Source organism: Pseudomonas khavaziana (assembly GCF_019145205.1).
Classification (GTDB): domain Bacteria; phylum Pseudomonadota; class Gammaproteobacteria; order Pseudomonadales; family Pseudomonadaceae; genus Aquipseudomonas; species Aquipseudomonas khavaziana.
This window is the reverse complement of sequence record NZ_JAHSTT010000010.1, coordinates 1-13,832: the sequence shown is the minus strand read 5'-3', so window position 1 is coordinate 13,832 and position 13,832 is coordinate 1. Positions and strand designations below refer to the sequence as shown.

11 protein-coding genes are annotated in these 13,832 nt (G+C 61.8%); 6 read left to right on the top strand and 5 right to left on the bottom strand.

All coding sequences use genetic code 11. The annotated features are described in order from the left end of the window. Nucleotides 1–3: 3 nt before the first annotated feature. Nucleotides 4–891: a myo-inosose-2 dehydratase gene (gene iolE / locus KVH01_RS21695; protein ID WP_217882852.1), complete on the bottom strand. Its 888-nt coding sequence runs from the start codon at nucleotides 889–891 to the stop codon at nucleotides 4–6. Between the two features lie 165 nt (nucleotides 892–1,056). Further along, a complete protein-coding gene (locus KVH01_RS21690) occupies nucleotides 1,057–2,994 on the bottom strand; it encodes a bifunctional 5-dehydro-2-deoxygluconokinase/5-dehydro-2-deoxyphosphogluconate aldolase (protein ID WP_217882851.1) in 1,938 nt (645 codons plus the stop codon). Nucleotides 2,995–3,278: 284 nt separating this feature from the next. On the opposite strand from KVH01_RS21690, the gene KVH01_RS21685 reads away from it, so the two are divergent. Continuing rightward, the gene (locus KVH01_RS21685; protein WP_043050572.1) at nucleotides 3,279–4,187 is read left to right on the top strand and encodes a MurR/RpiR family transcriptional regulator; all 909 of its coding nucleotides are present in this window, start codon (nucleotides 3,279–3,281) and stop codon (nucleotides 4,185–4,187) included. Nucleotides 4,188–4,293: 106 nt separating this feature from the next. Here KVH01_RS21685 and pdxR read toward each other — a convergent pair whose 3' ends face one another. After that, the gene (pdxR, locus tag KVH01_RS21680) at nucleotides 4,294–5,706 is read right to left on the bottom strand and encodes a MocR-like pyridoxine biosynthesis transcription factor PdxR (protein WP_217882850.1); all 1,413 of its coding nucleotides are present in this window, start codon (nucleotides 5,704–5,706) and stop codon (nucleotides 4,294–4,296) included. 93 nt (nucleotides 5,707–5,799) lie between these two features. Between pdxR and KVH01_RS21675 the strand changes: the two genes are divergently transcribed. Next, nucleotides 5,800–7,035 carry a multidrug effflux MFS transporter gene (locus KVH01_RS21675; RefSeq protein WP_217882849.1) on the top strand — a complete coding sequence of 412 codons (1,236 nt, stop codon included), beginning with the start codon at nucleotides 5,800–5,802 and terminating at the stop codon, nucleotides 7,033–7,035. A 101-nt stretch (nucleotides 7,036–7,136) separates the two neighbouring features. Here the strand turns inward: KVH01_RS21675 and KVH01_RS21670 are convergent, their stop codons facing one another. After that, complete coding sequence (locus KVH01_RS21670; RefSeq protein ID WP_043050569.1) at nucleotides 7,137–8,042, bottom strand: hypothetical protein; 906 nt, start codon at nucleotides 8,040–8,042, stop codon at nucleotides 7,137–7,139. 391 nt (nucleotides 8,043–8,433) lie between these two features. On the opposite strand from KVH01_RS21670, the gene KVH01_RS21665 reads away from it, so the two are divergent. Together KVH01_RS21665 and KVH01_RS21660 are read left to right on the top strand one after the other, a co-directional pair. Then, entirely contained in the window at nucleotides 8,434–9,117 is a 684-nt protein-coding gene (locus KVH01_RS21665; protein ID WP_005787712.1) for a response regulator transcription factor, read from the top strand. Then, nucleotides 9,095–10,486, top strand: coding sequence for a sensor histidine kinase (locus KVH01_RS21660; protein WP_043050568.1), 1,392 nt, complete (start codon nucleotides 9,095–9,097; stop codon nucleotides 10,484–10,486). Before KVH01_RS21665 ends, KVH01_RS21660 begins: the two co-directional genes overlap by 23 nt. 123 nt (nucleotides 10,487–10,609) lie before the next feature. On the opposite strand, the gene KVH01_RS21655 is transcribed toward KVH01_RS21660, so the two are convergent. Next, on the bottom strand, nucleotides 10,610–12,211 hold the full coding sequence (locus KVH01_RS21655) for a L,D-transpeptidase family protein (protein ID WP_217882848.1): 1,602 nt from the start codon (nucleotides 12,209–12,211) through the stop codon (nucleotides 10,610–10,612). A gap of 40 nt (nucleotides 12,212–12,251) precedes the next feature. Between KVH01_RS21655 and KVH01_RS21650 the strand changes: the two genes are divergently transcribed. Together KVH01_RS21650 and KVH01_RS21645 are read left to right on the top strand one after the other, a co-directional pair. Then, the gene (locus KVH01_RS21650) at nucleotides 12,252–12,980 is read left to right on the top strand and encodes a murein L,D-transpeptidase catalytic domain family protein (RefSeq protein ID WP_217882847.1); all 729 of its coding nucleotides are present in this window, start codon (nucleotides 12,252–12,254) and stop codon (nucleotides 12,978–12,980) included. A 30-nt stretch (nucleotides 12,981–13,010) separates the two neighbouring features. After that, nucleotides 13,011–13,757 carry a creatininase family protein gene (locus tag KVH01_RS21645; RefSeq protein ID WP_043050566.1) on the top strand — a complete coding sequence of 249 codons (747 nt, stop codon included), beginning with the start codon at nucleotides 13,011–13,013 and terminating at the stop codon, nucleotides 13,755–13,757. Nucleotides 13,758–13,832 lie beyond the last annotated feature (75 nt).

Sequence of the window (13,832 nt, the reverse complement as noted above, 5' to 3'; positions counted from 1 at the left end):
CACTCATGTCCTCTGGTTGAGAAGCGCACGCAAGGTGTCATAACCCTTTTTGGCGTAGATATAGCTGGGCGCCACGGCCGGGTCCTGCTCGGCTTCCACCACCAGCCAGCCCTCGTAGTTCGCCGCCAGCAGTACGTCCAGCAACGGTGCAAAATCGATGTCGCCATCGCCGGGCACGGTGAAAGTGCCGTTGACGATGCAATCGGGAAAGCTCCACATCTGGTTGCGCGCCAGTTGCACCACGGGTTTGCGCACATCCTTGAAATGCACGTGGCAGACCCGGTCGATATGCTTGCGCAACACCTCGATGGGTTCGCCGCCGCCCATGTAGCAGTGGCCCGAATCGAACAGCAGGCCGACTTCCGGCCCGGTGCGCTGCATCAGCTGGTCGATGTCTTCGGGGGACTCGACGTAGGCGCCCATATGGTGGTGGTACGCCAGGCGTACCCCCTGGGACAGGGTGAAGCGCGCCAGTTCGGTGAGTTTATCGGCATAGTCCTGCCAAGCCTGCTCACTATGGAAGCGCGGGCGTTCGATCAAACGAATGCGCGAGCCCTGGATCGAATCAGCCACTTCGCCATACACCAGCACCGAGGCGCCGTTGTGCCTGAGCAGTTCGACATGGCCGGCAATCGCCTCGATTTCTTCGGCCACGGAGCGACGGGCCAGGCGGCTGGAGTACCAGCCCGAGACTAGGGCCAGGTCATAGGGGCGCAACACGTCGCCGACACCCTTGGCATCCTTGGGGAATTTGCCGTTGAGTTCAAAACCTTCGTAGCCGATGTCCTTGCCTTCGTTCAGGGCTGTGCTCAGCGGAGTTTCACCGCCTAGGGCCGGGAGGTCGTCGTTACTCCAGGAGATCGGGTTGATGCCAATTCGGATTGCGGGCATGGCTGCACCTTTATTGTTTTAGCCTGAGATCACTGGGATCAGCCTGTGTGGGAGGGGGCTTGCTCCCGATGGCAGTGGGTCAGTTGATAAATTGGTACCTGATACACCGCTATCGGGAGCAAGCCCCCTCCCACATTTGATTACATTGCACCTTTAGAACTGTGATTAAGCTCTGGAACTGCGCCAGGCATTGATGAGTTGTTCGAAGGTAGCCTGTACCTGCTGGATCAAGGTCTCATCATTGATCTCCCCCGCCATCCACGCCCGGCTCGGCTCCTGGAAGATCGTGCGGCCTACGGCAAACCCACGGCAGGTGGTGCTCAGGCGTGCTTGCTGGAAACCATCGGCGAGGCATTCGGCGGACGCGTTCAGACCCAGCAGCACCACGCCCCGGCAGTACGGGTCACGCTCCTGGATCAGTTCGTCGAGTTTCTTCCAATCCTCGGCCGACTGCGCCTCGATCTTCCACCAGGCCGGGTAGATGCCCAGGTTGTACAGGCGCTTGAGGCTGCGATACAGCACATCTGGGTAAGTGGACGGGTGATCCTTGGGCGGGATGACTTCCAGCAGCAGCTCATGCCCGCTTACGATGGAGGCCTCGTACACCGCCTTGAGTTGCGCTTCCTGCTCCAGGCGCAGCATCGGTTCGTCATCGGGATGAAATTGCACCAGGCACTTGATGATCTGTTCCTGGGGCCAGGCAATCAGGTTGCTGCCCACCGAGCGGCCGTGTTCGAACGCCAGAGGCCGCGAGTTCTGCACTTCCACCGGGCGTGCGATCCACCAGCCGCGACCGCTGGCGGCGTTGAGGGCATCCTGGCCGAAACGTTGGTCGGCGAGCAGTCCAACGTCGGCCTCGATGCCCTGCTCGCTGAGTTTGCGCTCCACACGTTCGATGGCCTGGATAAACAGCTGCTTGATCGCGCTGATGCGCGCCGGTTCCTGGCCGCCCTTTTGCGCCAGGTCCACCAGTTGCCAGCGGTGGTCGAAGGCAAACACGAACAATTGCTTCCAGGCCTTGCGCGGCACCGTTACGCGGTGCAGGCGTTGCAGGGTCACGTCCTGGTCCGGGCGGGTAATGGGCACCGGGCTGCTGAACAGGTACTCGAGTTCGGCGGGTGTCGGCATGGCCGGTGCACAGGCATGGCGCGAAACCACCAGGCCACCGCAGGCATTGGCCAATTGGCTGCAACGTTCATCGCTGGCGTCATTGATCCAGCCGCTGAGAAAGCCCGACATAAAGGCATCGCCGGCCCCCAGCACATTGAGCACTTCCACGCGCACGCCGGGGTAGATCGCCCCGTCTTCCAGCCGCGCAGGAATCGCGCCGTGGATGACCGTACAACCCTGGGGACCCAGCTTGACCACCAGGGCCGCAGGCGTCAGTTCGCGTACCGTGCGCAACGCGGTGAGCAGGTCTTCACTGCCACCGGCGATAAGGAATTCTTCTTCAGTGCCGACGATCAGGTCGAAACGCGGCAGGATCTTCTGCACATGCTGACTGACATTCTGGTCGGCAACGAAACGGGTTTCGCCATCAGCCTTGCCCGCCAGGCCCCACAACACCGGGCGGTAGTCGATGTCCAGCACGCGTTTGACGTTGTGCCTGGCGGCGTAATCCAGGGCCTGGATGCTCGCTTTGTACACGCCGTCGGTGGAGAAGTGCGTGCCGGTGATCAACAGCGCTTTGCTGGAGGCAATAAAGGCCTCGCTGATGTCTTCGGCGCGCAGGGCCATGTCCGCGCAGTTTTCGCGGTAGAACACCAGAGGGAAGGTTTCACGATCCTTGAGGCCCAGCAGCACCAGGGCGGTGAGGCGCTCCGGGTCAATCTTGATAGCGCTGACATCGCAGCCTTCACGGGCCAGGGATTCCACCAGAAAACGGCCCATATGGTCGTCGCCCACGCGGCTCAGCATCGCTGACTTGAGACCCAGCCTGGCGGTGCCGAAGGCGATGTTGGCGGAAGAACCGCCGAGGTACTTGGCGAAGCTGGTCACGTCCTCAAGCCGCGCACCGACTTGCTGCGCATAGAGGTCGACGCCCAGGCGCCCGAGGCAAATCAGATCCAATTGACGCCCACTGGCAAAACGAGTCTGGCCCATGCTGGCTCCTGTTATTTTTATCAGCCTGCGTTGTGCCGCCGTGGCGACGGCAAACGCTCTTGGTGGGAGCAGACTAGAACGTCCAGCGGCGGCAATCAATATTTATTCCATAATTATTTTTAGTGGAATATTTTTTCCAATACGTCAGCATAGCGGCACGCCAGCGCCCGTGCATCGTTTCAGCAGGCCACGCGGGCCGTGATGCCGAGGTATTTTTTTGCGCCTACCCTGTAGACTTGCGCCACCCATCAGCGCATCAGACGAACACGCCAGAAGGATTGCCCATGTCCCGCACCGATCCCGAGACCACTCTGGAAGAAACTGTCGCCAGCCCTCCGATCAATGCCGAACGCCTGTTGCAGCTGATCACCGACGAATACGAGAGCCTGCCCCGTCAACTCAAGCGCATCGCCAGCTACATGAGCCAGCAGAGCGACCGGATCATGGTCGATCGCATCAGCGACATTGCCCGCGAATGCGAAGTGCACCCCTCGGCCATCGTGCGGTTCTCCCAGCGTTTCGGCTTCAGCGGGTTCAGCGAGATGCAGGCGCTGTTTCGCGAGGCGTATACCCACAAAACCACGCCGGTGCAGAACTACCAGCAGCGCATCCGCAGCATGATCGCCAACAAGTCGCAAAAGGCCAGCGGTGGCGACCTCGCGCGCGAATGCGTCAACGCGACCCTCTCGGGCATCGAGCGCCTGGGCCTGGAGCTGGACGATACCGCCTTCGAAAAAGCCGTGGACCTGGTGGTCAATGCCGACAACATCTACGTGGTCGGTGTGCGCCGCTCCTTTGCGGTGGCCGACTACCTGGTCTACAACCTGCAGCACACCAACAAGCGCATCCACCTGATCTCCGGCCTGGGCGGCAGCTATCGCGAGCAGATGCGCAGTGTGCGTGCCAATGACCTGGTGATTGCGATCAGCTTCACGCCCTACGGCAAGGAAACCCAGCACTGCCTGCGCATCGCCCAGCATCATCAGGCCAAGACCCTGATCATCACCGACAGCAACCTGTCACCGCTGGCCAAGCGCGCGAACGCGGTGCTTCTGGTCAATGAAGGTTCCTCGTTCGCCTTCCGCTCGTTGAGCGCCACCTTGTGCCTGTGCCAGGCGCTGTTTATTGCGGTGGCGTATCGGTTGGAATTGAAGGTGGACGAGATTCATGAGCAGGTCGGGTTCGACGACTGACGCGCGCTACCTGTAGGAGCGAGCTTGCTCGCGAAAAACCCATAGGCATTGCGGCCATCCAGGATGCCCGCGTTATCGTTAACGATCTTCGCGAGCAAGCTCGCTCCTACAGTAATTGCGCCAGGGCCCGGCCGTGGAAGCGGATCTGCGCGAGGGTCAACGCGGTGTAGCCGATAATCACGGCGGGCGGCAAGGTCACATCGACACAAAATTTGCCCAACGGCTGCAAGCTCAGCCCGGCGTCGGCGGCGCGGTCACAGAAGTCCGCCTCTTGCACCCCGGCCGGCAACCACAGCACGAAATGCAGCCCGGCCTGCTGGCCACTGACCGTGACGCCCTCCGGCAGGCAGGCAAGCAACGCATCCCGCCGCGCCTGATACGCCTGGCGCGAAGCCCGCAGGTGCCGCACGAAGGCACCACTGCCAAGAAACTCCACCAAGCCCAGCTGGTCGGTTGCGCCCACTGAATGCCCGGTCAGTTGCAAGGTGCGCAGCAGTGGCGGGCGCAGGATCTTGGGCACTACCATGAAGCCGACCCGCAAGCCGGGAAACAGGTTTTTGTTGAAGCTGCCGCAATAGAGCACGCGGTTGTTCGAATCCAGGGACTTGAGCGCCGCCAGAGGTGCGCTGTTGTAGTTGTACTCGCTGTCGTAGTCATCCTCCACCACCCAGGCATCCGCCCGGTTCGCCCAGTCCAGCAGTGCCAGCCGACGTGACACCGACAGGGTCACGCCCAGCGGCGCCTGGTGCGCCGGGCTGACATAGGCCAGCCGTGCGTGCTCGGGGAGCTGGTCGGTGTCGAGCCCTTCGGTGGTGACCGCGATCGCCTGGACCCGCGCCCCGGCGAGGCCGAACAAACGCCGCGCCGGTGTGTAGCCGGGGTCTTCGACGCAGGCGGTGTCACCTGGCTGGAGCAGCGTGCGCGCAATCAGGTCAAGACCATGGCGAATGCCCGTGGTGACGATCACTTCATCTGCCTCGCACTGCATGCCGCGATAGCGGCGCAGGTAATCCGCGATCAGTTCGCGCAAGGCCGGCAACCCGCCGGGGTGCGCAGCCTCCAGCACGCCGGGGCCTGCCGCCAGTAACCCGCGGGAGAGGCAGCGCACCCAGATTTTCAGGTCGAACAGGCTGGCATCCGGGCGTCGTGCGACAAAGGGCACGTGGCTCTGCACGCCGGCGTGAGGTAAGTCGGGCTCAACCGGTCGGCGCTGGTTTTGCCTGGCCACCGGGGCGGCGATGAACTGCTCCGGAATCACCGCACACACCCGCGTGCCGGAGCCGGCCACACGCTGCACATAGCCTTCGCTGTGCAAACGGTCAAAAGCGGCCTCAAGGGTGCCACGTGAGACCTGCCAGCGCTCGGCCAGGCTGCGGGTCGACGGCAAACGACTGCCGGCCGGCAACTGTCGAGCCAGGATCGCCTCGCGCAACGCTTCGTAGGCGCCCTGCTGTTTGCCTGCATCCAGCGTATCGGGGCGCGGCAGGTCAAGGTCGGAGGCAGCTTTTCCGCGGCTCATAGTGGTCCAGTCATCCATGGCATAAGTGGTACTGAGGATTAAACCACAAAGTCGCTAGAGTCCGGGCTCGACCCATTGCGAAGAAACCCGCCCATGACTCAACGCCTTCTCGCTCCCTGGTTCTGGCTGACGTTGCTGACGGTCCTGGTGGGCCTGCCGCGCCTCACCCTGGATTTGCATTTGCCCGCCCTGCCCGCCATGGCCGACTACTTCCACACCTCGGACAGCCAGTTGCAACTGGTCCTGACCCTGTACACCCTCGGCTCGGCGATTTCCCTGCTGGTCAGCGGCCCGCTCACCGACCGCTTCGGCCGACGCCCGGTGCTGTTGGCCGGGTTGATGCTGTATGTGCTGGCGACAGTGACCTGCGCCCTGGCCGATAGCCTCGGCGTGCTGGTCATTGCGCGGCTGTTCCAGGCGCTTGGCGGGTGCTGCACCACGGTGATTGGCCGAGTGATCGTGCGCGATTATTTTGACCGCGATGAGCAGGCGCGCCTGCTGGGGTTGATCTCCATGGCGATGGCCGTATCGCCCATGGCCGCGCCGGTGCTCGGCAGCCTGTTATTGCCGCTTTTGGGCTGGCGTGGCTTGTTTGTATTGCTCGGGGTGATCGGTTGCGTGCTCTGCGTAATGGTCCAGCGCCGCCTGCCTGAAACTCGCCCGCCGCAATTGGCCGCTGCGCCGCCAGGCCACTTGCTGCGCACCTATAGCCAATTGCTGCGCGACCACTACTTCCTGCGTTATGCCTTGGCGATCGGCTGTGCGTACAGCACGTACTTTCCGTTCATCAGCGAGTCTTCGGCATTGCTGCAACGAGGCTTCGATTTGTCGCCGAGCGCCTACGCCCTGGTGTTTGCCGCGACAATCAGTGGCTATATGCTCGGTGCCAACCTGTTCCGGCGCCTGGTGCAGCGGATCGGAGCCGACCGCCTGATCAGCGTGGCCATCGGCTTGAATGTGCTGGGCAGCATCTTGCTCGCGCTGGCCACGGCACTGCTGCCACAGGCGTGGCTGGCCATTGTGGTGCCGATGGTGGTGATCATGGTGTCGGTGGGCCTGACGATGCCTGCTTGCCAGCTGTCTGTGTTGCAGCCGTATGGGGCAATTGCCGGCACGGCGTCGGGGCTGTTCTTTTTCATCCAGATGTTTGTCACGGCGCTGAGCAGTTGGGCCACCGGACTGCTGTCGGACGGTACTTCACAGCCGTTGGTGATCATGACCTCGCTTGCCAGTGCATTACTGGTCACAAGCTGGCTGATCCTGCGCAAAACGCAAAGTGGGAGGGAACAAAGTCCCTCCCGCCCTTCACCGAGCCGGGCTCGGGTTTAGTGCATGAAGATCGCGATCAGGATGATCAGCGGAATCGGCACGCCGAGGAACCACAGCAATAATGAGCGCATCATATTCTCCTTAAGTGAACGGGCCTTGAATTAACGAACGTAGTTTTCGGTTTCGACATACACCACGGCATCCCGACGGCGGCCGCCGAAGGTAGCGGCGAAGCTGGCAAAGAACGCACCGATCAACAACGCCACGAAGGTCCACAGCGAGGTATAGGCAGCGACTTTCGCAGCGGTATCAGCGGCTTGCTTGGCCTTGAGCTTGGCGTCTTCGATGGCTTTACGGGCATCGCCGTAGACTTTGTCGATACGCGCTTCGGCATCGGCCTGGCTGAGGTTGGTGCGCTGGCTGATCAACTGGGCCAGGTAGGCACGGTCTTCGGCTGCCAGTTGGCCGTCGTTGCTCAGGGTGCGGGCGAAAATGCGACCGACCACGGCGTGAGCGGCGTCATCGCTGACTGCGGCTGGGCGGTCATCGCGGAACAGGCTGTCGACGTAGTAGCCGAAGTCACCGCTGTCGGCACCCTGTGCTGCGCTGCCGGCCGCTTGGGTCATGCCACTGGCGGCGCCCGACGCGACGCTGGCACCGGCTTGCACACCACCGCTGACGACGCTGCTGACGGAGCCGACCACCAACATCGCGGTGATCAGTGTCGCCACTGCCCAGGCCAGGAAGCCATGGGCGGTATCGCGAAAGTACACCTCATCGCCATGCATATTGGCCCACTTTACCCGCAACCGACCGGCGATGTAGCCGCCTAGGCCCGACGCAACAATCTGGGTAAAGGCCAGCCAGACAATCGTGGAAATGCCAAGGCCCTTGGCACTGATGCCACTATCGGCCCACGGCGAAACCGCCGAAAAGCCCAGGCCGAAGCCCAGCAGCACCAGTATCAATGACAAGGCAGCCGCCGCAGCGGCCCCGGCGAAGATCGCCCCCCAGGAAACCCCGGAGAGCGTGCTTGACTCTTGCAGCGTGGATGAGGATGTGATCATTGTTGTTTTGCTCCAGGCATGAAAAATAGTGTTACAAGTCTCAAAAGGGACAGTGCAGGCACCATGCCAGTCGCGTATAAAATTAAAATCTTTACATTTCAAAGAGTTAGGAAGATTGAACTTATTCAAACCATGCAAGTTGCAAGAACTGTCTGTTGCAGGCGGGCGTTATGCATTCCCTGTGGGAGGGGGCTTGCTCCCGATAGCGGTGTGCCAGGCTATAAAACTTGTCCTGACAGACCGCTATCGGGAGCAAGCCCCCTCCCACATTGGATCCGTGCCAGTCACGAACAGGTGACGGCTGCCTAGATGAAGTTTTATTTAGGAAACATTCAGCAACTTCTTGGCAAAATACCCGCACTTCTAGTGTGAACGCTCACCAGGTAATCCTATGACCCGCATTTTGACCATCGAGGATGACGCCGTAACGGCCCGCGAGATTGTCGCCGAGCTGAGTAGCCATGGACTGGACGTAGATTGGGTGGACAATGGCCGCGAAGGCCTGGTCCGTGCCGTCAGTGGTGATTATGACCTGATCACCCTTGACCGCATGTTGCCCGAACTGGATGGCCTGGCCATCGTCACCACCCTGCGCACCATCGGCGTGTCGACGCCGATCCTGATGATCAGCGCGCTCTCTGATGTCGACGAGCGCGTACGCGGCCTGCGTGCCGGGGGCGATGACTACCTGACCAAACCTTTCGCCTCCGACGAAATGGCCGCCCGCGTCGAAGTGCTGCTGCGGCGCAAAAGCACGGTCAAGGAGTTCGAGACCGCCCTGCGCGTGGCCGACCTGGAACTGAACCTGATCAGCCGCGAAGCCAGCCGTGCCGAGCAACCGCTGACCCTGTTGCCTACCGAATACAAGCTGCTGGAATTCCTGATGCGCAACACCGGGCAGATTCTCTCGCGAATGATGATCTTCGAAGAAGTCTGGGGTTATCACTTCGACCCAGGCACCAACCTGATCGATGTGCACATCGGTCGCCTGCGCAAAAAGATCGACCCACCGGGCCTTACGCCGTTGATCCGCACGGTACGAGGTTCCGGTTATGTCATTGCTGAACCCCTCTAAGGGCTGGCGCTCTTCCAGCAGCCGCTTGCTGGCGCTGTACAGTTCGTTGTTCGTGGCCTGGAGCTGCATCCTCATGGGGGTGCTGTACTACGAGGTATCAGGTTACCTGGGCGATTTGTCGCGCCACTCCCTGCTGCAGCGCCAGCATTTATTCCAGCGCTTCGACGGCGAAGAACTGGTGGAGGCCCTGACCACCAGCATGACCTTCGACATGAAGGGCGTGGACGCCTATGGTCTGTTCGATGAGCAATTTCGCCCCCTGAGCGGGCCAATCCGTAAGGTGCCGGCCGATCTGCCTCTGGATGGCAAGATCCATGCGCTGGCCAATTGCGTCGAATCCGACGACCCGAAACTGCCCAAGGACAGCTGCGACGCCGTGGCTACCCGCACCGGCGACGGGCGCTGGCTGGTGCTGGTGCGCGCCAACGGTTCGCTGTTCGGCGTGACCCGGATCATCTGGCACGCCTTGCTGTGGGCCCTATCGTTGACCATCATCCCTGGCGCTGCCGGCTGGCACCTGCTGCGCCGTCGCCCGCTGCGGCGGATCCGCGGGATCCAGGCCAGCGCCGAAGCCATCGTCGCCGGCGACCTGACGCACCGCTTGCCGCTGTCCAACCGCCGTGACGAGTTGGACATGCTCGCCGCCATCGTCAACGCCATGCTCGACCGCATCGAGAAACTGATGAACGAGGTCAAGGGTGTGTGCGACGCCATCGCCCACGACTTGCGTACCCCGCTCACACGTCTGCGTGCACAGCTTTACCGCATCAAACAGCAAGCCGAGGAAGACTCCGCCCACGCGGTAAAACTCGATGATGCGATAGCCGAAACCGACACGCTGATGGCGCGCTTTCGCGGGCTGCTGCGCATTTCGGAACTTGAGGACCACCAGCGCCGCTCGGGTTTCCTGGTACTCGACCCGTTGCCGTTGCTGCGCGAATTGCACGACTTCTATTTGCCCCTGGCTGAAGAAGGTGAAATGGAACTGGTGCTGCAGGCGCCCGAATCACTGCCGTGGGTGACCGGCGACCGCGCGCTGTTGTTTGAAGCCTTGGCCAACCTGTTGAGCAACTCGATCAAGTTCACCCCGCCCAATGGCAAGGTCATCCTGCGGGCGGTCAATGATATGGGCAGCACCCGCATTGAAGTGCTCGACTCGGGACCCGGAATTCCGGCGGCTGAACGCGCTTCGGTATTCCAGCGTTTCTATCGGGTGGATGAAAACGATCAACAAGGTGGTTTTGGCTTGGGGCTGTCGATTGTGGCGGCGATCATCAACTTGCACGGCTTCAAGCTCGACGTCGGCACCAGCGAACTGGGCGGTGCCCGGCTTGTACTGGAGTGCCGCCAGCAATTGATACCTGACTGAGAACCCGCTTAGGGCACTTGTAGGAGCGAGCTTGCTCGCGAAAAACCCATAGGCGCCGCGTTTATTCAGGAGAAACGCGTTATCGTTGACGTTTTCGCGAGCAAGCTCGCTCCAACATTCTGCCTAGAGCACACTCCCCATGGCCTTGATCAACACCGGATCAAATGCATAGATATCCGGCGCGTAGACCAGGCTCCCCTGGCGATCCACCTCCACGGTCCAATACCCCAACAACACCGGCACTGGCGTGGCCAGCCTGAATTCATGGGTCACGCCGGTGGCCAGCAATTCATCGGTGCGGGTGCGCTCGGCCGGGGTCACCAGCAGGTCACGCAACAGCAGCGGCTGCTCGACCCGCACGCAGCCGGAACTGAACGCCCGCGGCCCCTTGGTGAACAGCGGTTGGCTGGGGGTGTCGTGCAGGTACACAGAATACGGGTTGGGGAAACGCATCACGATCTTGCCCAGCGGGTTACGCGGGCCGGCCTGCTGGCGCAGCAGGATGTTGCCGGGGCGTGCCCAGTCAACTTGCTCGGGCGCCAGCGGGTGGCCTTCGGCGTCGAGCACCTGCAGGTTTTGCTGGCGCAGGTATTCGGGGTTGAGGCGGATGGCCGGGAGCTTGTCCTCGCGCATGATGGTCGGCGGGATGGTCCAGGTGGGGTTGAGGGTCAACCGTGTGATGCGCGACTTGAGCAACGGTGTCTGGCGTTCCGCGCGCCCGACCTGCAGGCGGGTTTGCCACACCGGGATACCGCTCTGGTAAACGCTCAGTTGCGCGGCCGCCACATTGACCACGACGCCTTCGGGCTCCAGGTCCTGGGCCAGCCAGCGGAAACGTTCCAGGTTGATGCGCAGTTGTTCACGGCGCACCGCCGGGCTGATATTGAGTTCGGCCACGGTGCCCGCACCGATCACACCGTCGGCTTGCAAGGAGTGGCTGAGCTGGAACGCCTTCACCGCCTTGACCAACTCACCTTGGTATTGCTTGCCATTGCCGCCGGGCAACTTGGCCAGATAGCCGCCACTGTGCAGGCGCCGCGCCAGTTCCGGCACGCGCGGATCTTCCATGCCGGGGCGTAATAACGGGCCACTGCCCACCGCGTCCCAGTGCGGTAAAGGCTGTTGGCGCACGTTGGAATAGGCATTGCGCAGGCTGCGATACAAATCCGCACTGGGGCGCGCCTGGTCGAACGCCTTGACCATGTCCTGCAAGCCGGTAGCGGCAAATGCCAATACTGCAGTGTTCGGGTCTGTTGTGGGCGGTTGAGAATGCCAGAGCGGTTCATAATGCGATTGCAGCAGGCGCCCGTAATGCAAATCGTGCAGGGCCTGCAGGTACTGCTGGCTGGTCGCGATATCGCTGCACAGCACGTTGGACGTAGCATCCACCGTGGGCAAGCTATAGTGGGTGGGATCCAGGCCGTCGTCGGCGAGCATCAGCAGCTGGGCTTGCAAGGCTTTGCGGGGCTCGTCGTCCGACCACAGCGAGGCATTGCCCTGCTGTTGGTAAAAGGCTTGCAGGCGCACCAACGCGGTGGCGTCAATCCGCGGAGCCAACTGGGGGCAGACGCTGGGCAATTGCGCCAAAGCCTGTTGCACGGGCGCCAGGTCGATCGGCGCCGGCGTGGTCACCGGCAACGGCTCCAGCGGCGGTGCATCGGCCATGGCGACCAATGGTGCAACGAGCAGGCAAATGCTCAAGTAACATGCGTGTTTTTTGAACAATTGACTGAGCTCCACTCCACAGCTTGGGGATCGACTGTAGATGCTGACTTTTATGCGCCGCCTCGGCATAACCACCGTGGGCTTGATCACCGGGAGCCTGGCTTTACTGAGCAACGTTGCGCTCGCCGCCAATGGCGCCCCTCCTTCCTTGTATAGCAGCCTGGCGCGCTCGGCTCCAGAACTCAATCCCGCCGTGCTGAAAAGCGCCTTGAGCGCGGTGCAGTGCGCGGTCAATAACGGCGAGGAACGTTCCGATCGCCTAGCGGTTATTGACTACTCCCAGCCCTCGACCGCTCGTCGGCTGTGGATCTTCGATTTGCGCAAACAGACTCTGGTGCTGCGTGACCTGGTGGCCCATGGAGCCAAGTCCGGGGAAAACTTCGCCACCCAGTTTTCCAACCTCGAGGGCAGCCACCAGTCCAGCCTGGGCTTGTTCCGCACCCAGGAAAGCTACCTCGGCACCCACGGCTATTCGCTGCGCATGGATGGCCTGGAACCCGGCTTCAATGACTTGGCACGCGACCGTGCCATCGTGATCCATGCCGCCGACTACGTCAGCCCCTTGTGGAGCAAGCGCGAAGGCCGCATAGGCCGCAGCCAGGGTTGTCCGGCGGTGCGCCCACAGGTGGCGCGCCAGGTAGTGGACAAGCTCAAGGGTGGGCAGTTCATGTTCTCCTGGTACCCTGACCAGCGCTGGTTGAAGTCTTCGACCTACCTCAATTGCAAACCCCAACAGGTGGCGAGTAGTCGTACAATCCGTGGCGGATAGCCTGTCCCCACAGATAAAAGAGAGCGTCGCATGCTTCTACACACCTCCACCTGGATCGAAATCGGGCAGTTTCTGGAACGCAGTCGCACGGTGGTGATTCCCATCGGCTCCAACGAACAACATGGCCCTACCGGCCTGCTGGGCACTGACTGGATGTGCCCGGAGATCATCGCCCATGAGGCACAGAAAAACGCCGACATCCTCATCGGCCCGACCTTCAATATCGGCATGGCCCAACATCACCTGGGCTTCCCCGGCACCATCTCCCTGCGCCCTTCCACCTTTATCGCCGCGATTGGCGACTGGGTGCGCTCGCTGGCCGGGCATGGTTTCGAGAAGATCCTGTTCTTGAACGGCCACGGCGGCAATATCGCCACAATCGAAGCAGCGTTCTCCGAGCTGTACGCCGAAGCCAGCTTCGCCCGCCGCCCGGCCGGCTTCGCGCTGAAGCTGGTTAATTGGTGGGATCTGGAAGGCGTAACGGACCTGGCCCACCGCCAATTCCCGGTCGGCCACGGCAGCCACGCCACGCCGTCGGAGATTGCGGTGACACAGTGGGCGTACCCGCAGTCGATCAAGTCGGCCGAGTACTCGCCGCAAATTGCCAACACCGGCCCGATTCGCGAAGCCCTGGACTTCCGCGCACGCTTCCCCGATGGGCGCATGGGCTCGGACCCGGCGCTTGCCACAGTGGAGAAAGGCGGTGAGCTGGTGGCGTTGGCGGCGCAGGGGCTGATCAAGACGGTCGATAGTTTCAGCAACGAAGCCAAACCCTGAGCCGAATGATGTTCCAAATGTAGGAGGGGCGGTGCGACGATTCGACTTGCCCCCGATAGCAGTTCCGTAGGAGCG